Source organism: Pseudomonas sp. H2_A10, from assembly GCF_054680085.1.
In genome coordinates, this window is the sequence record NZ_CP162821.1 from 5428975 (window position 1) to 5448325 (window position 19351).

Genomic DNA, 19351 nt, shown 5'->3' on the forward strand with positions numbered 1-19351 from the left:
AAGTCAGCCGCTCTGAGCGGGTATAGTTTAGTGGCAAAACGAAAGCTTCCCAAGCTTTAGTTGAGGGTTCGATTCCCTCTACCCGCTCCACTTTTTGCGTTCCCCTCGTTTTTCCGCATCATCCCCCCTACGTTTCCACATCAGCGACCTGCCCGGCAACCTGCGCTCTCTGCGGTCGTGTACGCTCATTGCGTAGCGCTAGCCGCACAACTTAGGGATAAGTTGGACATGCACACCTTCATAACAGAATTGCCAAAACCCTAATTTTTATCAAAATCAAGCCAAGGATGACGCTGTGTCACAACCCAATGCAAATATCGACGCCAACATCGTAGACTGGACCTTCCAGAACTACGCCACGCTGGCAAGCATGCTGAGTGGAATTGCAATCTGCGCGTTGATTTTTTATATCTACAAGCGCTCAGGTTCACTAATATTTTTGCGCGACCTCATGTGGCGCTTTTTTGGGGGTTCTACTAAATTCGAAGATGAAGAATATGAACTCGTTCGAAAAAACTTGCGCGAGGTTGAGTACTACCGTTTCGAATTTAATATACCCGCGCAAAATCTGACCGAGACAAAACTTGCTGAAGAGTGGATCAAAAAGCATGGCTTTTGTCACAGGGACGTGGCAAAAGTAAGAAACTACATAAATTGGAATAACTTCAGTACATTAACATTTAAAGAAACGCTATTTTCCAAGCTCACCCAAAACATCACCATTGGATTGCTTATATTCTTTTTTATTATCATTTCTTTCATCGTACCTGTCACAAACTCACCCTACCTGATGGTCTCGTTGAAAGACGCCCCCGAAGCCCCGTCATTTTATCTTTCAAAAGAGAATGCAAAATTCTACTTTTTCAAATCCGAGCCAACGCTATCAAATACGGAATGCCAATCGGCTGAGTCGCTTGAAGCCTTCTCCGAACTTGGATTCACAACAGACCAGTTAGATACTATTTGCTCGTTCTTCTTGCTCGACAACTACCGCACGCATATCGCCGATGGGCTAAAAGGGCAACGAGGCATCTTACTGAGCATTGTCGCCATCTCGATATTTTCCGTATTTTGCATGCTGGTCATGCTCACTAGGCAAGACGTAGCGAGAAAGCTTCATAAAAAAATAAACCTACCGAAAACAACCAATAAATAATAAATCGACTTTCCACTGCATCGCGACTCTACTGCCCTCCTTTAGAGTCGCCTTACATAAGCTATAGCGCATTGAAACTTAGCTAACGCGCTGCTCGAACCAGCATCAAATCCAGATTGCCGCTGACACAACCCCCCCAAGCTTCTCGCAGCCGTCCTGACCCATTGAAAGTCCGAGAAGGCTGCGTGGCCGATAAAGGGGCTCAGTAGTTCCTTGACCAAAAATCTATACAAACACAAAATTCTGTACAACTATAAGACCTTGAGCGCTGGCATGACGCCTCGCACGATCAAGGAGCCAGGCAATGAAACGCCTGCTGGTTTCACTGTTCCTGCTATTGAGCCTGTGCAGCTGCGGTAACGTCGGTGTCGAGCACTATGCCGACCAAAAGCCGCAATTGGACTTGGAGCGCTTCTTCAGTAAACCCGTCAAGGCCTGGGGAATATTCGAGAAACGCTCGGGCGAAGTCGCCAAGCGTTTTGAGGTGGATATTGCCAGTCATCGCGAGGGCAACAACCTTATTCTCGACGAAAAATTCCTGTACAGCGATGGCACGCGCCAGCAACGCGTATGGACGCTCACGCCCGATGGCCCGGGGCGCTGGCGCGGACGGGCCGGGGATGTGGTCGGTGAGGCCATCGGCGAAGTGGCCGGGAACGCATTGCGTTGGCGCTACCGCCTCAACCTGCCCGTGGACGGGTCGGTGTACGAAGTGAGCTTTGACGACTGGATGTACTTGATGGATGAAGACACGATGATCAACCGGTCGAGCATGTCCAAATTCGGCGTGGAGTGGGGCCAGGTCACGCTGTTCTTTCGACGCCAATAACACCCACAGCGAAGGTGAATCATGAATCTGCGCAGGCTGACCGCACTGGCCGAAAAAGGCGAAATACGTGAGTTGGAGTTACTGTCGTTGGAAGGCGGTTTCTATATTGCGCGTATAAAACTTGCGCACCTCGAGATGACGTTACTGGACGACAGCGGCAAGACTTTGCGCATCCGGTCGAGCACGCATTTACGCGACCTGTTGCAGCAAGTGCCGCCATTCCCGTGTGTGCTGGTGCAGCAGTGCGTACATGACGAAATGTGCGGTACCCGTGAAGGGGCGATCGGTGCGTTGCGCATTCCTTTTTCGCTAGCGGCACCCTTTTAAGATCGCGGTGTCTCTTGGCTGCGCTGCCCTTGATAGGCGCCTTCAGGTGCAAGCGGCGCCGGATAACGTCACGATGTTCGCTCCCGTAGAGGCTGCGCTGGCCGCCACCCGGTCAGCGCTATGACCAGAGTCAGCAGCTGAAAACCCATGATCAGCGCCACACACCCCGCCCAGCCCCACTGCTCCCAGATCAACGCCGGAGCGATAGCGCCGCAACTGCCACCCAAGTAGTAACACGTGAGGTAGACCCCAACGGCAGCGGCTTTGTTATCGCGAGCGGTCGCGGTGGTGAAGGCGTTGGCAGCGGCCTGGGCGAGGAATACGCCGGTGGAGCTCAGGGCGAGGTCGGTCACGATGCACCACAAAGATGGCACCAGGGTCAGGGCCGACCCACTTACGCCAAACAACGCAGCACCCGTCAGCAATTGGCCATGCGGGCGGGCTTTACTGAGGCGCCCTGCGATAGGGATCACAACCAGCGCCAGCAGGAACACCATGTACAGCGTACCCAAGGCCGCAGGCCCGAGGTTGAACGGCGGTAGGCCAAGGTACAAGCCCGCGTAGGTGAATGTCGCGACCTGAGAGAACAACACGCAAAAGCCTACGGCATAGGCGGCCAACAACGGTTGACGAAAAACACCTGAAACGGACCCACTGAGCCGCTTTGCTCGCGCACGATTGGCCGGCAGCAGGAACTGAATAAACCCGCCAACCATGAGGCTCAACGCCGCAAGCAATTCAAAGGCTTCGCGCCAACCGACATATTCAGTCATCACGCCGGTGACAAAACGCCCGGCAAACCCGCCCAACACCGTGCCGGCGACATACAGGCTGGTGACTTCAGTGACGGTACCGCCGCTCCAACGGTCGCCGATGTAAGCCACGCTGGTGGCAAACACCACCGGTATCAACATGCCTTCTACGAAGCGCCACACCAGCACTTCGGCAAAACTGTCGGCATACGCGGTCATGAGCGTCGGCAACGCCAGCAGCAGCGCGGCCGCGGCGATGACCGCGCGCTGCTCGAAACGCCCAGTCAGGCGGCTGACAAACGGCGCAGTGAGCGCCACCGCCAGCGTGGTCACGGTGATACTCCACCCGGCAGCCTTCGCGCTGATCTGAAACTGCGCGGCAAAGATTTGCAAGATGCTCTGGGTGGCGTACAGGTTGAGAAACGCCGCGCAACCACACAGGAAGAGGGCAAGGCGGGCACAATGCAGGCGCGGTTTCATGAAACCTCTCGTTTTATGTTGAAAGGCCTTTATAGAATGGCCGAAAGGTTTTGCACCAATACCGAATGACGACCGATTGATACCCAAGGACCTGGATGCTCGACCTACGCAAGCTGCGTTACTTTCTGACAGTCGCCGAAGAATTGCACTTCGGCCGCGCGGCCATTCGCCTGCACCTGGCCCAGCCGCCGCTGACACGTCACATTTCGGCGCTGGAAACCGCGTTGGGCTTCAAGCTCTTCGATCGCACCAGCCGCACAGTGGCCCTCACCGCGCAAGGCCGGTCGTTCCTGCCCTACGCACGTGGTGTGCTGGAACAGGTGGCGCTGGCTCAGGTCATGGCGGATAAACTGGCCGCGGGCACCGCCGGGCAACTGGCGCTGGGCTATGCCAGTTCGATCGCCCTATCGGATCTGTTCAGCCAGGCGATCCAGGCCTTCGCCCAACGCTTTCCCGACGTGCAGTTGACCTTGGTGGAGTGCGCCTCCGGCAACCTGGGCGCACAGGTGGCGGATGGGCGCTTGGATATTGGCCTGAGCCGGCTGTTGCCGCAACGCACAGACGTGCAGGCGCTGTCGCTGGGTGAAGAGCGCTTGGTCGCGGCGGTGTCCACCGACAGCCCGCTGGCGAACCTGGCGCAGATCAGCCTCGCACAGTTGAGCGCGTATCCGCTGATTCTGTTTCCGGCGGACTACGGCTCGGGGCTGAACCAATCCATCGAAGCGCTTTACCGCCTCCACGACCGGCCCTTGCGACGGGGGCCTACCGGGCGGCAGATCACCTCGATCATCGCGCTGGTGGCAGCCGGGCAAGGCGTGGCGCTGGTACCCGAATGTGCGCAAAGCCTGATGAACAAAGGTGTGACGTACAGGCCGATGATGGAATTGGAGGCGTGTGCACAGTTGCTCGTACTCACTCGCGCTGAAACAAAAAATGTATTGATCGACGCGTTTCTGACAGTCCTCACAGAGGCACCACACACGCTGTAATACCATCGAAAAACCCCGCAATACCTCTCTCCTGCGCCCTCTGCGCGCACTCATACACTTCCTTGACCCCCTACCGAAATACCGGTCATCGACTGTCGGTAGGTAGCGTATTGATAATTTATTTTCAGTGGTTATAGTCACCACCAACACACACCACAAGGAGGTGCTGTGGATAGCCGATATTTGATAGGTCACATCGTTGCGGACGGTTGGTATCTGGTGCGCACAAGGGGCAGTCATCATCATTTCAAACACCCTGTGAAGCCGGGGCTGGTGACGATTCCCCATCCAAAAAAGGACCTGTTGGACAAGACCGCCAAGAGCATTTTGAAACAAGCTCTAATGAGCTAACCGTCCCTGGAGGACAACACACATGCTGTATCCCATCGCAATTTCAACGGGCGATAACGACCATGCCTGGGGTGTGGAAGTCCCGGATATTCCCGGCTGCTACTCAGCCGGCGACGACCTGGACGACGCCATGGCCATGGCCCGGGAAGCGATCGAAGGGCACTTCGAGATCCTCGCCGAAGACGGTGCACCGATTCCCAGCGCGCGCAAAGTCACCGTGCATGCCGCCAACCCGCAGTACGCCGGCTGCACATGGGCAGTCGTGGATATCGACGTCACCAAGTACCTCGGCAAGGCGCAGAAACTCAACATCACCTTGCCGGGTTATCTGCTTAACCGCATAGATGAATACGTTCTGCACCACCCTGAAGAGAAAAGCCGTTCAGGTTTTCTCGCATCCGCGGCGCTGAAGGTGCTGCAACAGGATCGGTAGCATCACGTCAGCATTGCCTGACAGCCACCCACAGCAAGTACCCCGACAATGCCGGATTGTTGGCCTGAAAGCGGAAACACCCCATGCTGGAACCTGGACAACCCACACCAAAGTTCATAGTGCGCCAGGTATTCGGTTGGGTGCTGGTACTGCCCCTGCTGGTCTCGTTTATAAAACTGCCGTTTCCCTTGGCGCTGGTACTCTCGCTGGGCGTTTTGGCGGCCTCGCTTTACGGCGTACAGTTAGCCAGGCGCCATGCCAGTCGACGCGTGGCCCTGTTCGCCGCAATCGTCACCGCGCTCAATGGGGTCTCGTTTCTGGCAATGTCGACACCCTCAGTGCTCAAAGCCCTGTATTACATCGTCTGGTTGTACGCGTATCCGCATTATTCAAACTGGGCGTACTGGAGCTTTTAGACCCTGCAGAATTTGATCGCAAGAAACGTAGTTTCCCACCCGGCTGATAGAACTACAGTCACGACGTAACCGTTTGAACCGGCCTTTTGAGGAGCCCATCCATGCCCTACGACTACAAGCTCATGCCCTCCCCCGTCGGCCAGCTCACCCTGGTGGCGCGTGATGGCAAACTCAGCGCCATTTTGTGGGAGTGCGAGCGCGCCAACCGAGTGCGCCTGGGCGAATTGCGCGAGGCAAACGACAGCCGGGTGCTGCTGGAAGCCGAGCGCCAGTTGCGGGAGTACTTCGCCGGCACACGCAGCACATTCGAGCTGGAACTGGACTTCACCGGCACCGACTTTCAGAAGCAAGTCTGGCAGGCACTTCTCACCATCCCCTTCGGTGAAACCCGCAGCTACAGCCAGATCGCCCGACAGATCGGCAACCCCAAAGCCGTGCGTGCGGTCGGCGCCGCCAACGGGCGTAACCCGATCTCGATCATTGCCCCCTGCCATCGAGTGATCGGTGCGTCGGGCGGCCTCACCGGCTTCGCCGGAGGGCTGCAAGCCAAGCAATATTTGCTCGCGCTGGAAGGCACAGGCCAGGCGGCTCTGGCATTCTGAGCCAGGCAAAAAAAACGGCGGTTGAATCAAATCCAACCGCCGTTTTTTATTTCAACCCAAGGCCTCAACCGTCGCCTTGATGACCTTTGCCGTAGGTCGATGCCAAAGCACGGGCTTTGTGCAAACGCTCTTCCAGCTTAGGCAGTGTTTCGTCCACCAGGGCTTTGATTTCCGGGACATCCGAAGCAGCGCCTCCCTGCTTGAACAGGGCGATAGCGTCTTCATTTTCCTTGACCTGTTGCGCGGTGTAGGCGGCATCAAAGGAGTCGCCGTCCTTGAGTTCAGGCATCAGGGTCTCGGCTTTGTCGACGATCTTCTCGCGCGGCGCCACAGGCAGGTCGAGCTTCTTGGCAATGGCGGCCAGGTGCTGGTTGGCAAGGGTGCGCTCGTTGATTACCTCGATGGTGTAGTCCTTGATTTCCTGGGACGAGGTTTTGGCGTGGGCCATACGACTGGTTTCGATATCGGCCATGCCTTTGGCCGATGCCTGCTCGATGAATTCAGCAGGCGACTGGGCGAAAGCATTGCTGGCGCCGAGGCCCAGCAGCATCGCGAAACTGGCGGTGCGTAACCGGATAGCCATGCGGCTCATGATGGGTTCCTCCAGGGCAAAAATAAGTGCGGGGGAACACGCCCCGCCCTGAATTCGAATTTTCAGGACGGTAAAGGTTTAGAAAAAACTTGCCCGCACGACGAACGGTCGTTGCCGCATCAGGCCGGTTTACTGCCGAACAGGCCGGGTAATGCATGCGCCAAGGCGTTGATGGCGAAACCGATAAACATCACGCCGCAGAGCTTGGTGATAAGGATTTCATGACGTTGATACACCGTGCGCACGCGCTGCGCGCCGACCACGCCGACCAGGATCGCATAGGCCAATAGGCCGCCGATAAAGCTCAAAACAATCAACCCCGGCAGCATCGCCCAGGTCAGCATCTCGGCACGACTGGACAGCAACGCAGTGAAGGTTGCAACCGCCACCGGGTAAGCCTTGGGGTTGGTCAAGCCGAACACGATGCCGTGCCAGAACGGATGCCGCGCCGCGCCCTGTGGCGCATCACCGCTACGCTGGCGGGTGCGAATCGCGCGCCAGCCAAGCCAGAACAGGTACAGCCCACTGAGCACGCCCAGCACATCAAACGCACTGCTGCCCACTTCCCGCGCGCCGACAATCGCGATCAGCGCCGTGCTGCACCACACCACATCCCCCAGCAAATGCCCGCAAAGAAAACCCGCCCCGGCGCGACGGCCTCGGGCGGCGCCGATGCCGAACACAGCCAGCACACCAGGGCCAGGCGTGATGCCATAGATAAAGCCTGAAGCAAGGACCGCGAGCAGCAGGGATGGGGTCATGGCGGCGACTCTGGAGAGGTTGAACGTGGAGGGATTCTGCCTGTTCTGCCAAGGAGTGCAAATGCCACGAGCGGGTTACGTCAATACGCCCTGCACCCGCCCAATCAACCACTGCAACCCCGAATCCCCGCCGCGCCGCGCGTGCCATGCCAGCTCAAACGCAAACGCCGGGATATGAAACGGCGGTGGCACGGCCAGCAAATGCTGCTGATCGATATTCAGCAACCCCCGCGACGACACCGTCAGGATCAAGTCCGTGCCTTCAATCAACTGCGGCGCCACGCCCCAGTGCGGCAGGCTGACTGCCACATGGCGCCGCTCGCGAATCGCCGTCAGCGCCCGTTCGATTTCCGGGGTACCGCTGCCGCGCATTTCCAACAGCACGTGGGGACGCGCCAGGTAGGTAGGCAAATCGAGCGTGGCGTTTTCCGGCAGGCTATTGCGGTCCACCAGGCAGGTATAGTGCTCTTCGAATAATGGCGTAGTACGCAGCTCGCAGGGCATGTCGGGAAATACCCCGGCGGCCAGGTCGAGATCGCCATTGAGCACGCCGTCCACCATGCCCTCACGGCTGGCCTGGATGATCTGCAAGTCGATGCCCGGCGCTTCACGACGCAGCACACGGATCAACTTGGGTAGGAAAATTGCCGCGCTGTAGTCCGACATCGCCACGCGAAAACGGCGTTTGGCCGAGGCTGGGTCGAAGCGATTCGGCGCCAGCAGTGCCTGCACCTGGGCCAGGGCTTCGGCCAGTGGGGCAGCCAGCTCCAGCGCACGCGCGGTCGGCACCAATGCGCCGCCCTGGCGCACCAACAACGGGTCACCCAACAGGTCACGCGAGCGCGCCAGCGCATGGCTGACCGCCGGTTGGCTGAGGTGCAGGCGTTCGGCGGCGCGGGTGACATGTTGCTCACTCAGCAAGACGTCGAGGATCACCAACAGGTTGAGGTCGATACGGCGCAGGTCATTCATCAGCTGCATACTCAGCATAAAAACTTTGAATTTAAATTTGCGCGACGAATAACTTAGAGTCCAGCAAAACCTCTAGGAGTTTCGACATGACGATGTGGCATTGGGCAGGTTTGGGCGCGCTGGCACTGATGGCTGGCGCGGTGGTGCCGTTTCAAAGTGCGATTAACGCCAACCTCGGGCGCGGGCTCGGCCACCCGTTGTGGGCCACTTTGGCCTCGTTGCTGGTGAGTATCATCGTGTTGTTGCCCGTGATTATCGCCCTGCGACTGCCCTTGCCGAGCCTGGCGTTTATCACCCAGGCACCCTTGTGGATGTGGGCTGGCGGTGCATTTGGCGTGTGTTTTATTTCCCTGGCGTTGATGCTGTTGCCCAAGCTGGGGGCATCGGGGTTTATTGCCTTGGCCCTGGCCGGGCAGATGCTGGCATCGCTGCTGCTCGACCACTTCGGCCTGTTCGGCCTGGCGCAGCGCCAACTGACAACGCCCCGTGTCGTCGGGGCGCTGTTGTTGATGGCCGCAGTGGCGTTGATTCAGTTCGCCAACGCGCCGGCCAAAGCCTTGGCCGCTGCGTGAAACGAGGTCAGCGCTTGTCGGAGGTACGCATTTTTTGCGGCAGGCCCCACATCAGCAGCGCCGCGGCAACCAACGCGCACACGCCAATGACATACAGCGCCGGCGTGGTGCTGCCGGTGATGTCCTTGATGCGCCCCACCATTACCGGGCTGACGATACCGCCCAGTTGCCCCAGGGTATTGATCAACGCGATCCCGCCCGCCGCACCGGCGCCGGCACCTGCCAGCAATTTGGGCGGCAACGTCCAGAACGTCGGGATCGAGGCAATAATGCCGGCCCCCAGCAAACCCAGCGCAATGATCAGGAAGGTGGTGTGGTTATCAAAGATCCCAGCGCAGAAGAAGCCAATCGCCCCCAACACCACCAACCCACTGACGAACTTGCGACGCTCACCTGTGGCGTCCGACCAACGCCCCACCACGACCATGGTGATGGCCCCGCAGATGTACGGGATGGCGGTCAACAAGCCAATCACCATCGGGCTTTCGATACCCGCGCTTCGGATCAACTGTGGCGCCCAGAAGTTGAGGCCGTAGGACGCCACCTGGATCAGGAAATAGATCAGCCCCAGCATCAGGAAACCCGGGATGCGCACAGCCTGGAGCAACGAGCCTTTCTTGTGCACTTCATGCACCGCGATGCGGCTGGCCAACAGGGCCTTTTCGTCGGCGCTCAGCCAATGTGCATCTTCAATGCGGTCCTTGAGTTGCGTCAGCACCATCCACGCCAACAGCAGGCACGGAAGGCCACCCAGCAGGAACAACCAGTGCCAGCCGCGTATCTGCAGCACGCCATCCATGTGTTCCAGCACCAGCCCGGAAAACGGCGCGCCCACCAGCCCGGAAAACGCCGAAGCCAGGAACAGCATTGACGTGATGCGCCCACGGAAATCCTGCGGGAACCAAAGCGTCAGGTAATACAGCACGCCAGGGGCAAAACCGGCCTCCATGGCGCCGATCAGAAAACGCAGCGCGTAGAACTGCCACTCCGCGGTGACGAACACCATGGCGGCGGTCGCCAGCCCCCACGACACCATGATCCGTGCGATCCAGCGCCGTGCACCGAACTTGTACAGCATCATGTTGCTCGGCACTTCGAAGAGGACGTAACCCACCACGAAAAGACCCGCCCCCAGGCCATACGCGGTATTGCTCAAGCCCAGGTCGGCTTGCAATTGAAACTTGGCGAAACTGATGTTGATCCGGTCAAAAAACGCGAACAGGTAGCACACCATGATCAGCGGCATCAGGCGCCAGGCGACCTTTTTAACCACCGCTTTAATGGCGTCGTCTTTGCCGACCGGGTGCGCGCCAGTCTCTAACGTATCAGTGCTCATTGTGCTTCTCCAGCGGACCGCTCATGGGCGTCCGATTGTTTTTGTTGTCTGGTATGGCGTTACAACGTGGCGATGTAAGCCGCAGGTGAATGCAGGTCACTGTTGCGCCCGGTTCTGACCACCTGGCCGGGTAACTCATGGCCCAATAGCGCCGGCAAACGGCGCGACAGGGTCAGCAGATGCGGCAGGTCGATACCGGTGTGAATCCCCACTTCCTCACACAGGTTGACCAGGTCTTCGGTACAGATATTGCCCGACGCCCCCGGCGCAAACGGGCAGCCGCCAAGGCCGCCGAGCGCCGCGTCAAAACGCCGTGCGCCGGCCTCGTAGGCGGCCAGCACATTGCACAAACCCAGGCCACGGGTGTTGTGGAAATGCAGGGTCAGGTCGCTGACCGGCACGTGTTGCAGCACGCGTTTCACCAAACGCTGCACCTGACGCGGGTTGGCCATGCCGGTGGTGTCAGCCAGGGTGATGCCCTGGATGCCCAGCTCGCGATAGGCCTGCACGATCTGCAGCACGCGGTCTTCGTCGACCTTGCCTTCGAACGGGCAGCCGAAGGTGGTGGCGATGCTGCCGTTGAGGCGCACCGGATGGTCGGCGGCAAACCTCACCACCTCGGCAAACGCCGCCAACGATGCTTCGCAGCGCATGCGCATATTGGCCAGGTTGTGGGTCTGGCTGGCGGACATCACCAGGTTCAGTTCATCGGCGCGGGACTCGATGGCGCGCTGGGCGCCCTTGAGGTTGGGGATCAACGCGACATAGATCACACCCGCTTTGCGTTCGATGCCGTGGAACACTTGCTCGCCGTCACGCAGCGCCGGGATGGCCTTGGGCGAGACGAACGAGCCCGCCTCGATCCGTGAAAACCCGGCGAGAGAGAGTTGGTCGATCAGCGCGATCTTATCGGCCGTCTCGACCCAGGTCGGTTCGATTTGCAGGCCATCGCGCGGCGAGACTTCCTGCACGATCAATGGCTCGGAATAATCCTGGATCATTGCACCACCCCCGTATTTTTTAAGCGTTGGATATCGGCGTCGGCGAGGCCCAGCCCACTGAGGATGTCGTCGGTGTGCTGGCCCAGCGCCGGGCCTTGCCAGTTCACGGCGCCCGGTGTCTCGGAGAGCTTGGGCACGATGCCGGGCATCTTCACCGACACGCCGCCGGGCAACTGGGCGTTGAGCAACATGTCGCGCGCCTGGTAGTGCGGATCGCTGACGATGTCCGCCACCGAGTAAATGCGCCCGGCCGGTACTTCAGCGGCTTCCAGCGCGCTGAGCACTTGTTCGATGGGCAGGCTGCTGGTCCAGTGGGTGATGGCGGCATCCAGCACGGCGCTTTTGGCCGCGCGGCCATCGTTGTGGGCAAACTCAGCGGCTTCGGCCAGGTCGGCGCGGCCGATGGCGGTCATCAGGCGCTTGTAGATCGGGTCGCTGTTGCCGGCAATCACCACGTAGGCGCCATCGGCGGTCAGGTAGGTATTGGACGGTGCAATGCCGGGCAACGCGCCGCCGCTGCGTTCACGCACATGGCCGAGCATGTCGTATTCGGGCACCAGGCTTTCCATCACGTTGAACACACTTTCGGCCAGGGACACATCGACCACCTGCCCATCACCCTGGCCGGTCTTGACCCGCAGCAACGACATCAAGGCACCGATCACACCGTGCAGGGACGCAAGGGAGTCACCCAGGCTCACCCCCACCCGCGCCGGCGGCGAATCCGGGTTGCCGGTGGTGTAGCGAATGCCGCCCATGGCCTCTCCGATAGCACCAAACCCCGGGCGGTCGCGATAGGGACCGGTCTGGCCGTAGCCAGAAATGCGCACCAGCGTCAGCTTGGGGTTTAGAGCGTGCAATACGTCCCAGCCCAGGCCGAGTTTTTCCAGGCCGCCGGGGCGCAGGTTTTCGATGAGGACGTCGGCGTCGCCGAGCAGTTGCTTGATAAGCCCCAGGCCTTCGCTGGACTTGAGGTTCAGGGCCAACGACTTCTTGTTGCGCGATTGCAGGTACCACCACAACGACGTGCCTTCATGCAGCTTTCGCCATTTGCGAAGCGGATCGCCCTGGCCCAGGGATTCGATCTTGATCACTTCGGCGCCAAACTCGGCCATCAACCGTGCGGCAAACGGTGCGGCGATCAGGGTGCCGATCTCGATCACCTTGATGCCGCTCAGGGGAGTCGTCATGAGGTGTACCTCTTATTCTTGGAATGTGAACCAAGGCTAGAGGACCGGCATTAGAGAAATCCAACCGTCAGTCGGCAAGGTTCGTTCGCAAAACGCGAACGCTCAGCGAATAGTCTGTAGGACAGAACTCACAGGCCGCTCAAGGGCAGGCATCGAGAGGCTCAGATAATCGAACAACAAACGGCTCACCGGCGACAACTGCGCCTCGTCACGCGCCACGAGGATCAATCGGCGGTCCGACCAGGCGTCGGTCAGCGGCACCGCGTGCAGGCCCAGCGCACGTCCAAACAGTTCGTAGGCCTTCTGCGGCAGGATACCGATGCCCATATTCGCCTGGACCATGCGGCACATTGCATCAAAGCCCGGCACATGAATGCGCAGGCGCAACATCTTGCCGGCCTCGCGCGCGGCGGCATGGGTGCGCATATTGATGGAACTGGCAACATGCAGCCCCACGTAGTCACTGCCCAACGTCTCGGCGAAAGCCAAACTGTCGCGCGCGGCCAGCGGATGATGAGCGGGCATCAGTACCATCAGTTTGTCGTGGCGATAGGTCACGCTGAGCAGGCCCTTGGTATCGGTATCGCAGGAACAGATGCCCAGGTCCGCCACGCCATCCAGCACGCCTTGCACAACGCCGGTACTCGGGCGTTCTTCCAGGTCGGTCTTCACTTCGGGATGCAGCTCGGAAAAATCCCGCAAATCTTCCGGAAGGAACTGAATGATCGCCGAGAGATTGGCCAGCATCCGCACATAACCGCGCACACCGTGGCTGTGCTCGCCCAGCTCCATGCCCATTTTTTCGACGTTGAACAGCATCTGCCGTGCGTGGTGCAACAGGGTTTCGCCGGCGGCCGTCAGGTCCATGCCCTTGGCGCGGCGCACGAACAGGCTCACGCCCAACACATGCTCCAGATCCATCAGGCGCTTGCTGGCGGCCGATACCGCTATGGCTTCGCGGGCGGCGGCGCGGGTCAGCGTACCCTCCTCGAACACCGAGACAAACAACTGCAAGGTGATCAGGTCGAGGCGGCGCACCAGGCTTTTGTGCAACATCAGTGACGCTCGCCGGCCAAGCGATGGAGATCGGCCTGCTCCACCACCGGTTGCGGCGCGCCCTGACGCACCGCCTGCAACATCGCCCGGCCGACCGTCTCGGTACTCACCACCCAGCCCGGCCTGACACGGCGCACCAGCGACAGCAACGGGCCCAGGACGGCATAAAAACCTTGATACAGCGGCGTCTTCGAGCGCACGCCGTGCAGCGGCTGGATCAGCCCCGGCCGGAACAGGTACACGGCCTTGAACGGCAAGCGCAGCAACGCATTTTCGGTCTTGCCCTTGACCCGCGCCCACATCGACTTGCCCGCTTCGGAACGGTCGGTACCGGCGCCGGACACATAGATAAACGTCATCTGAGGATTGAGCCGCGCCAAGGTGCTGGCGGCAACCAGCGTGAGGTCATAGGTGAGGTGGGTGTAGCGGGTTTCATTCATGCCTGCCGACGAAACGCCGAGACAAAAGAAGCACGCATCAAAGCCTTGCAGCAGGTTTTCCAGGGGATGGAAATCGAGCATGTCGCTGTGCAATACCTGGTGCAGCTTGCCGTGCTCCTGAGGCAACGGCGTGCGGCCGACGGCGACGACCTCCTGCACGTCGGCGGCCAACAGGCATTCACGCAGGACGCCCTGGCCAACCATGCCGGTGGCGCCGAATAACAGAACTCTCATAAGGGGACCTCAGCGGCACGCCGCAAGCTCAAGTTAAACGCATTCGACTTGTAGCTTAACGCGTGCAGCGTGCCGCTGCCCCTATTCAAAACGCGCTGCGAAAGATCTCCTCGATCTGCCGCTGATCCGCGCGTCGTGGGTTGGTGAGCCCACACGCATCCTTGAGGGCATTGCCGGCCAGCAGCGGAATATCCTGCAATTTGGCCCCCAGTTCGCGCAGGCCGGCGGGAATTTCAACATCCTGGGCCAGGCTGCGAATGGCGGCGATGGCCGCTTGGGCGCCCTCTTCATGGCTGATGCCCCTGGTGTCAGCGCCCAATGCGCGGCCCACGTCGCTCAGGCGTCTGGCGCAGACGCTGGCGTTGAAGCTCTGCACATGGGGCAGCAGCACCGCATTGCACACGCCGTGGGGCAAGTCGTAGAAACCACCCAGTTGGTGCGCCATGGCGTGCACGAACCCCAGGGATGCGTTGTTGAAGGCCATGCCGGCGAGGAACTGCGCGTACGCCATGTTTTCCCGGGCGGCCTTGTCACTGCCGTCGCGTACGGCCAGGCGCAGATTGGCGCTGATCAACTCTATCGCCTTGATGGCGCACGCATCGGTGATCGGCGTGGCGGCGGTGGACACGTAGGCTTCGATGGCATGGGTCAAGGCGTCCATACCGGTGGCGGCGGTGAGGCCCTTGGGCATGCCGACCATCAACGAGGGGTCGTTGACTGACAGCAGCGGCGTGACGTTGCGGTCAACAATGGCCATTTTCACGTGACGGGTTTCGTCAGTGATGATGCAGAAACGGGTCATCTCACTGGCGGTGCCGGCGGTGGTGTTGATGGCCACCAAGGGCAGTTGCGGCTTGGCTGATTGGTCGACACCTTCATAGTCACCAATGTGCCCGCCGTTGGTCGCGCACAGGGCGATGCCCTTGGCACAGTCATGGGGCGAACCGCCGCCCAAAGACACCACGAAATCACAGGCACTTTGCTGCAGCAGCGCCAGGCCTTTCTCGACGTTTTCCACATTGGGGTTGGGCTTGGCGCCGTCGTAAATCACCGAATCGATGTCCTGCATCGCCAGTTTCTCGGCGATCATGCTCGCCACGCCCGCCTTGGCCAGGCCGGCGTCAGTGACAATCAGCGCCTTGCGAAAGCCGTAGTTGCGAATCGCGTTCATGGCTTCGTCGAGGCAGTCGGTGCCCATGATGTTGACGGCGGGAATGAAAAAGGTGCTGCTCATGGCGAATCCTCGGATAACGTTTATGCCTACAGCATCGACCTCGCGCGCCAGCGGCATCTTGATCAGGATCAACGCCGGCTCGTGATAAAGTCACCACCCAGCCGATTTGAGTAGACCCGCCGCAATGAAGGACTTCCAAGCTATTGACGCCCACCTTGAAGACTGGAGCGCACTGCGCAGCGCCATCCACTTCAGCGGGATTTTGATCGGCAACGGCGCAAGCCGCACGATTTGGGAAGACTTCGCCTACGACTCGCTGTTTGAAAACGCACGCACCGTGGAAGAAAAACCCCTGAGCCAATCCGAACTCAGCGTGTTCGACGCCCTGCAAACCCGTAGCTTCGAGCAGGCCCTGGGGGCGCTGAAAACCACCAGCCGGGTCAACAAGGCCCTGGCGGTCAGTTCGGCCGCACCGCGCAATCGCTACTACGCAATCAAGGAAGCCTTGATCAATACCATCCACAGCGTGCACATCCCGTGGCGTCTGGTGCAGCCATCGACGCTGGCGACGATCAACGCCGAGTTGAAGCACTACTCAACGGTGTTCACCAGCAATTACGACCTGCTCAATTACTGGGCGACCCTGCATGCCCCCGGCATCGACGATCTATTCGGCAGCGCCGACGCCAGCTTCGACCTGCGCCACACCCACTGCGAGGCCACGCGCATTCTGTACCTGCACGGCGGCCTGCACCTGGTGCGCAACCTCGACGGCACCGCGCGCAAATTGCCGTCCACCGACAGCACCTTGCTCAGCAGCTTTGCCATCAACCATACGATCAAGACCCTCGACGACGTGCCGCTGTTCGTCAGCGAAGGCCAGGTGCAAGAGAAGCTCAAAACCATCCGCAGCTCCGATTACCTGTCGTTCTGCTATGAGCAATTGTTGAACCACGAGGGCGCGCTGTGCGTTTTCGGCCATGAGTTGGGGCCGCAGGACAAACACTTGGTGGATGCGATTCGCCAGGCCCGGCTGACGACCCTGGCGATCTCGGTATCGGGGCGCAGCGAGGGGTTTATCCGCCAGCAGAAGCGGCGCTACTCGGAGTTGTTTGACGGCACCGGCGTGCAGCTGAAGTTTTTTGCGGCGCGCACCCATGCATTGGGTAATCCGGCGTTGTCGGTGCCGGTCGAGCGCTGATTTCAAGCCCCATCGCTATCATTCCTCGGCGCTGTGTACCACCACCAGCAACTGCGCCTGCACCTCCCCCACCGAGCGAATCCGGTGGGGCTTTTGCGCGTTGAAATGCAGCGCGTCACCGCGCTCCAGAATCACTCGCTCATTCATGAAATCCACCTCGACCGAACCTTCATGCACAAACAAAAACTCTTCCCCGAGGTGCTCCTTGAAGGTCTTGTCGCTGAATTGCGCCGGCGGGTAGATGATGAACGGCAACAGGCTGCGTTCGCTGACCTGATGGGCAAGTACCGCGTAACCCGGTGAGGTGTCGGGCCGCTCGTGGCTGCGTACCAGGCTGTAGCTGTCGAGGCTGACACGGTCTTCGCTGAACAGTTCTTCGACGTTCACGTTCAACGCCTTGGCCAGTTTTAGCGCGGCGGCGATGGACGGCGTATTGAGCCCGCGCTCGACCTTGGACAAGTAGCTCTTGGTCATCCCGGATTTTTCGGCCAGGGTCTCCAAGGTTACGCCAAGTTTTTTTCTCAATAATTTCAAACGGATAGACATGTGCTGCAGTTAATCCATGCAAGAAACGATAGGCTGCGCTTGCCAATGACACAAAGTGTCATATAGCATCATTAGTGTCATTTGCCTTCACCCAACGACCTTGCGAGCAGCGGGAAACAGCAAATCCGACGTCCATTGAACCACCCAAAGGACACCGATATGGCCAAGACATTAGCACTCCCCAAAGACCAACTGGTCAAGCAAGCGCTGGTCCAGATGCAAAACACCCTGGCGGATAATACGTGGACCGACCGGCAAAAGCTGGCGCTCACTTGCCGCATCCTGTTCGAGAACGGCCACGACTCCGGTCTGGCCGGACAGATCACCGCGCGCGGGCCGCAACCGGGCACCTATTACACTCAACCACTGGGCCTGGGTTTTGACGAGATCACCGCCAGCAACCTGTTGCTGGTGAACGAAGACCTCGAAGTGCTGGAAGGTCATGGCATCCCCAACCCGGCGAACCGTTTTCACAGTTGGGTGTACCGTGGCCGCCCGGATGTGAATTGCATTATTCACACGCACCCGACGCATATCGCGGCATTGTCGATGCTGGAAGTACCGTTGCAGGTGTCGCATATGGATCTGTGCCCACTGTACGAAGACTGCGCCTTCCTGGAAACCTGGCCAGGGGTGCCGGTGGGCAATGAAGAAGGCGAAATCATCACCGCGGCCCTGGGCGATAAACGCGCGATTCTGCTCTCGCACCATGGCCAATTGTCCACCGGCGCGAGCATCGAGCAAGCCTGCGTGATCGCGCAGTTGATCGAGCGCGCGGCCAAGTTGCAGTTGCTGGCAATGGCGGCGGGCACCATCAAGCCAATCCTGCCGGCGCTTGGGCGCGAAGCCCACGACTGGATCTCCCGGCCCAAGCGTGATGGCGCCGCGTTCAATTACTACGCCCGGCAGAACCTGCGCCAACACGCCGATTGCCTGAACTGACCTGCCCTTTTTCGACCGGAGACTTTCCATGTCCAGCCCAACTATTCACGGCATCATCGGCTACACCATCACTGCGTTCAGCGCCGACGGCCAGCGCATCGACCTGGATGCCCTCGGGCGCTCCATCGACCGTTTGATCGACAGCGGCGTGCATGCCATCGCCCCCTTGGGCAGCACCGGCGAAGGCGCGTATTTGAGCGATGCCGAGTGGGATGAAGTCAGCGCCTACAGCCTGGCAAAGATCGCCCGGCGCGTACCGACTATCGTCAGCGTGTCCGACCTGACCACCACCAAAGCCGTGCGCCGTGCCCGGTACGCCGAGGCCAACGGCGCCGATGTGGTGATGGTGCTGCCGACCTCGTACTGGAAACTCAGCGAGGCGGAAATCCTCGCCCACTACGCGGCGATCGGCGACAGCATCAGCGTGCCGATCATGCTGTACAACAACCCGGTCACCAGCGGCACGGACATGTCGGTGGATTTGATCCTGCGCATCATCAAGCAGGTGAGTAACGTCACGATGGTCAAGGAAAGCACCGGGGATATTCAACGCATGCATCAGTTGCATCGCCACAGCGACGTGCCGTTCTACAACGGCTGCAACCCGCTGGCGCTGGAAGCCTTCGCGGCGGGCGCCAAAGGCTGGTGCACGGCGGCGCCTAACCTGATCCCACAGCTGAACCTCGCGTTGTATGACGCCGTATTGGCCAACGACCTGACCAAGGCGCGGGATTTGTTTTATCGCCAGTTACCGTTGCTGGACTTCATCCTCAAAGGTGGGTTGCCGGCGACGATCAAGGCGGGCTTGCGCTTGACCGGGCTGGAGGTGGGCGATCCGCGCTTGCCGGTGTTTCCATTGGGCGAAGCGGCAATGGAACAGCTGAGAACATTGCTGCGCTGAAGCGGCGATCGAGTGTGGGAGGGGGCCCCTTCCCACCTTTTAAATAGAGACAAATAGCAATAATTCTCGATATCATTCGCGACCTTTCCAAGCCGTGC

General features: G+C 59.6%; 23 protein-coding genes and 1 tRNA gene. 13 read left to right on the top strand and 11 right to left on the bottom strand.

All coding sequences use genetic code 11. From position 1 onward, the window contains the following. Positions 1-16 precede the first annotated feature (16 nt). The 4 genes from AB4O23_RS25270 to AB4O23_RS25285 all read left to right on the top strand — a co-directional run bounded on the left by AB4O23_RS25270 (position 17) and on the right by AB4O23_RS25285 (position 2312). Positions 17-90, top strand: a tRNA-Gly gene (locus AB4O23_RS25270). A 205-nt stretch (positions 91-295) separates the two neighbouring features. Beyond that, positions 296-1156 (top strand): DUF6216 family protein, encoded by an 861-nt coding sequence (locus AB4O23_RS25275; RefSeq protein WP_065877107.1) that lies wholly within the window; start codon positions 296-298, stop codon positions 1154-1156. 304 nt (positions 1157-1460) lie between these two features. Continuing rightward, complete coding sequence (locus AB4O23_RS25280; RefSeq protein ID WP_017529611.1) at positions 1461-1985, top strand: DUF3833 domain-containing protein; 525 nt, start codon at positions 1461-1463, stop codon at positions 1983-1985. A gap of 21 nt (positions 1986-2006) precedes the next feature. Next, complete coding sequence (locus AB4O23_RS25285; RefSeq protein ID WP_017529612.1) at positions 2007-2312, top strand: DUF6482 family protein; 306 nt, start codon at positions 2007-2009, stop codon at positions 2310-2312. A gap of 68 nt (positions 2313-2380) precedes the next feature. Here the strand turns inward: AB4O23_RS25285 and AB4O23_RS25290 are convergent, their stop codons facing one another. Then, complete coding sequence (locus AB4O23_RS25290) at positions 2381-3544, bottom strand: MFS transporter (RefSeq protein ID WP_460084298.1); 1164 nt, start codon at positions 3542-3544, stop codon at positions 2381-2383. A 95-nt stretch (positions 3545-3639) separates the two neighbouring features. Between AB4O23_RS25290 and AB4O23_RS25295 the strand changes: the two genes are divergently transcribed. From AB4O23_RS25295 to AB4O23_RS25315, 5 genes are all read left to right on the top strand, one after another. After that, complete coding sequence (locus AB4O23_RS25295) at positions 3640-4533, top strand: LysR family transcriptional regulator (RefSeq protein ID WP_017529614.1); 894 nt, start codon at positions 3640-3642, stop codon at positions 4531-4533. A 168-nt stretch (positions 4534-4701) separates the two neighbouring features. Further along, the gene (locus tag AB4O23_RS25300; protein ID WP_065877109.1) at positions 4702-4884 is read left to right on the top strand and encodes a type II toxin-antitoxin system HicA family toxin; all 183 of its coding nucleotides are present in this window, start codon (positions 4702-4704) and stop codon (positions 4882-4884) included. Positions 4885-4906: 22 nt separating this feature from the next. Further along, positions 4907-5317 (top strand): type II toxin-antitoxin system HicB family antitoxin, encoded by a 411-nt coding sequence (locus AB4O23_RS25305; protein WP_065877110.1) that lies wholly within the window; start codon positions 4907-4909, stop codon positions 5315-5317. Between the two features lie 83 nt (positions 5318-5400). Beyond that, a complete protein-coding gene (locus AB4O23_RS25310; protein ID WP_065877111.1) occupies positions 5401-5733 on the top strand; it encodes a hypothetical protein in 333 nt (110 codons plus the stop codon). A gap of 101 nt (positions 5734-5834) precedes the next feature. Continuing rightward, positions 5835-6335: a methylated-DNA--[protein]-cysteine S-methyltransferase gene (locus tag AB4O23_RS25315; RefSeq protein WP_017529615.1), complete on the top strand. Its 501-nt coding sequence runs from the start codon at positions 5835-5837 to the stop codon at positions 6333-6335. A 64-nt stretch (positions 6336-6399) separates the two neighbouring features. Here AB4O23_RS25315 and AB4O23_RS25320 read toward each other — a convergent pair whose 3' ends face one another. The 3 genes from AB4O23_RS25320 to AB4O23_RS25330 all read right to left on the bottom strand — a co-directional run bounded on the left by AB4O23_RS25320 (position 6400) and on the right by AB4O23_RS25330 (position 8669). Next, complete coding sequence (locus AB4O23_RS25320; RefSeq protein WP_017529616.1) at positions 6400-6927, bottom strand: DUF4142 domain-containing protein; 528 nt, start codon at positions 6925-6927, stop codon at positions 6400-6402. A gap of 119 nt (positions 6928-7046) precedes the next feature. Next, on the bottom strand, positions 7047-7688 hold the full coding sequence (locus AB4O23_RS25325; RefSeq protein ID WP_065877112.1) for a LysE family translocator: 642 nt from the start codon (positions 7686-7688) through the stop codon (positions 7047-7049). Between the two features lie 75 nt (positions 7689-7763). Further along, positions 7764-8669 carry a LysR family transcriptional regulator gene (locus AB4O23_RS25330; RefSeq protein WP_411736600.1) on the bottom strand — a complete coding sequence of 302 codons (906 nt, stop codon included), beginning with the start codon at positions 8667-8669 and terminating at the stop codon, positions 7764-7766. A gap of 77 nt (positions 8670-8746) precedes the next feature. On the opposite strand from AB4O23_RS25330, the gene AB4O23_RS25335 reads away from it, so the two are divergent. Then, positions 8747-9232, top strand: a complete 486-nt coding sequence (locus AB4O23_RS25335) for a DMT family transporter (RefSeq protein WP_017529619.1) — start codon at positions 8747-8749, stop codon at positions 9230-9232. A 7-nt stretch (positions 9233-9239) separates the two neighbouring features. Here the strand turns inward: AB4O23_RS25335 and AB4O23_RS25340 are convergent, their stop codons facing one another. The 6 genes from AB4O23_RS25340 to yiaY form a co-directional block, all read right to left on the bottom strand. After that, positions 9240-10568: an MFS transporter gene (locus AB4O23_RS25340; protein WP_065877114.1), complete on the bottom strand. Its 1329-nt coding sequence runs from the start codon at positions 10566-10568 to the stop codon at positions 9240-9242. 59 nt (positions 10569-10627) lie between these two features. After that, positions 10628-11569, bottom strand: coding sequence for a hydroxymethylglutaryl-CoA lyase (locus AB4O23_RS25345; RefSeq protein WP_460150304.1), 942 nt, complete (start codon positions 11567-11569; stop codon positions 10628-10630). Continuing rightward, a complete protein-coding gene (locus tag AB4O23_RS25350; protein ID WP_017529622.1) occupies positions 11566-12759 on the bottom strand; it encodes a CaiB/BaiF CoA transferase family protein in 1194 nt (397 codons plus the stop codon). The genes AB4O23_RS25345 and AB4O23_RS25350 overlap by 4 nt, the downstream gene beginning before the upstream one ends. 102 nt (positions 12760-12861) lie before the next feature. Then, positions 12862-13815, bottom strand: a complete 954-nt coding sequence (locus tag AB4O23_RS25355; RefSeq protein ID WP_223496981.1) for a LysR family transcriptional regulator — start codon at positions 13813-13815, stop codon at positions 12862-12864. Beyond that, complete coding sequence (locus tag AB4O23_RS25360) at positions 13815-14489, bottom strand: NAD(P)H-binding protein (protein ID WP_017529624.1); 675 nt, start codon at positions 14487-14489, stop codon at positions 13815-13817. Before AB4O23_RS25360 ends, AB4O23_RS25355 begins: the two co-directional genes overlap by 1 nt. A gap of 85 nt (positions 14490-14574) precedes the next feature. Further along, on the bottom strand, positions 14575-15723 hold the full coding sequence (gene yiaY, locus AB4O23_RS25365) for an L-threonine dehydrogenase (protein WP_026067406.1): 1149 nt from the start codon (positions 15721-15723) through the stop codon (positions 14575-14577). Positions 15724-15847: 124 nt separating this feature from the next. Between yiaY and AB4O23_RS25370 the strand changes: the two genes are divergently transcribed. Then, positions 15848-16864, top strand: coding sequence for a DUF4917 family protein (locus tag AB4O23_RS25370; protein ID WP_017529626.1), 1017 nt, complete (start codon positions 15848-15850; stop codon positions 16862-16864). A gap of 18 nt (positions 16865-16882) precedes the next feature. Here the strand turns inward: AB4O23_RS25370 and AB4O23_RS25375 are convergent, their stop codons facing one another. Beyond that, positions 16883-17410, bottom strand: a complete 528-nt coding sequence (locus tag AB4O23_RS25375; RefSeq protein WP_116078288.1) for a helix-turn-helix domain-containing protein — start codon at positions 17408-17410, stop codon at positions 16883-16885. Positions 17411-17569: 159 nt separating this feature from the next. Between AB4O23_RS25375 and AB4O23_RS25380 the strand changes: the two genes are divergently transcribed. Further along, positions 17570-18352 (top strand): aldolase, encoded by a 783-nt coding sequence (locus AB4O23_RS25380; RefSeq protein ID WP_017529628.1) that lies wholly within the window; start codon positions 17570-17572, stop codon positions 18350-18352. Positions 18353-18380: 28 nt separating this feature from the next. Beyond that, positions 18381-19253: a dihydrodipicolinate synthase family protein gene (locus AB4O23_RS25385; RefSeq protein WP_460089571.1), complete on the top strand. Its 873-nt coding sequence runs from the start codon at positions 18381-18383 to the stop codon at positions 19251-19253. Positions 19254-19351 lie beyond the last annotated feature (98 nt).

Bases quoted from the DNA above. Each gene is read 5' to 3' on its own strand.
- AB4O23_RS25310 (WP_065877111.1), top strand. From the start codon at position 5,401: ATGCTGGAACCTGGACAACCCACACCAAAGTTCATAGTGCGCCAGGTA.
- AB4O23_RS25280 (WP_017529611.1), top strand. From the start codon at position 1,461: ATGAAACGCCTGCTGGTTTCACTGTTCCTGCTATTGAGCCTGTGCAGC.
- AB4O23_RS25335 (WP_017529619.1), top strand. From the start codon at position 8,747: ATGACGATGTGGCATTGGGCAGGTTTGGGCGCGCTGGCACTGATGGCT.
- AB4O23_RS25380 (WP_017529628.1), top strand. From the start codon at position 17,570: ATGGCCAAGACATTAGCACTCCCCAAAGACCAACTGGTCAAGCAAGCG.
- AB4O23_RS25315 (WP_017529615.1), top strand. From the start codon at position 5,835: ATGCCCTACGACTACAAGCTCATGCCCTCCCCCGTCGGCCAGCTCACC.
- AB4O23_RS25325 (WP_065877112.1), bottom strand. From the start codon at position 7,688: ATGACCCCATCCCTGCTGCTCGCGGTCCTTGCTTCAGGCTTTATCTAT.
- AB4O23_RS25285 (WP_017529612.1), top strand. From the start codon at position 2,007: ATGAATCTGCGCAGGCTGACCGCACTGGCCGAAAAAGGCGAAATACGT.
- AB4O23_RS25295 (WP_017529614.1), top strand. From the start codon at position 3,640: ATGCTCGACCTACGCAAGCTGCGTTACTTTCTGACAGTCGCCGAAGAA.
- AB4O23_RS25305 (WP_065877110.1), top strand. From the start codon at position 4,907: ATGCTGTATCCCATCGCAATTTCAACGGGCGATAACGACCATGCCTGG.
- AB4O23_RS25355 (WP_223496981.1), bottom strand. From the start codon at position 13,815: ATGTTGCACAAAAGCCTGGTGCGCCGCCTCGACCTGATCACCTTGCAG.
- AB4O23_RS25345 (WP_460150304.1), bottom strand. From the start codon at position 11,569: ATGATCCAGGATTATTCCGAGCCATTGATCGTGCAGGAAGTCTCGCCG.
- AB4O23_RS25340 (WP_065877114.1), bottom strand. From the start codon at position 10,568: ATGAGCACTGATACGTTAGAGACTGGCGCGCACCCGGTCGGCAAAGAC.
- yiaY (WP_026067406.1), bottom strand. From the start codon at position 15,723: ATGAGCAGCACCTTTTTCATTCCCGCCGTCAACATCATGGGCACCGAC.
- AB4O23_RS25370 (WP_017529626.1), top strand. From the start codon at position 15,848: ATGAAGGACTTCCAAGCTATTGACGCCCACCTTGAAGACTGGAGCGCA.
- AB4O23_RS25350 (WP_017529622.1), bottom strand. From the start codon at position 12,759: ATGACGACTCCCCTGAGCGGCATCAAGGTGATCGAGATCGGCACCCTG.
- AB4O23_RS25330 (WP_411736600.1), bottom strand. From the start codon at position 8,669: ATGCAGCTGATGAATGACCTGCGCCGTATCGACCTCAACCTGTTGGTG.
- AB4O23_RS25320 (WP_017529616.1), bottom strand. From the start codon at position 6,927: ATGAGCCGCATGGCTATCCGGTTACGCACCGCCAGTTTCGCGATGCTG.
- AB4O23_RS25290 (WP_460084298.1), bottom strand. From the start codon at position 3,544: ATGAAACCGCGCCTGCATTGTGCCCGCCTTGCCCTCTTCCTGTGTGGT.
- AB4O23_RS25360 (WP_017529624.1), bottom strand. From the start codon at position 14,489: ATGAGAGTTCTGTTATTCGGCGCCACCGGCATGGTTGGCCAGGGCGTC.
- AB4O23_RS25375 (WP_116078288.1), bottom strand. From the start codon at position 17,410: ATGTCTATCCGTTTGAAATTATTGAGAAAAAAACTTGGCGTAACCTTG.
- AB4O23_RS25385 (WP_460089571.1), top strand. From the start codon at position 18,381: ATGTCCAGCCCAACTATTCACGGCATCATCGGCTACACCATCACTGCG.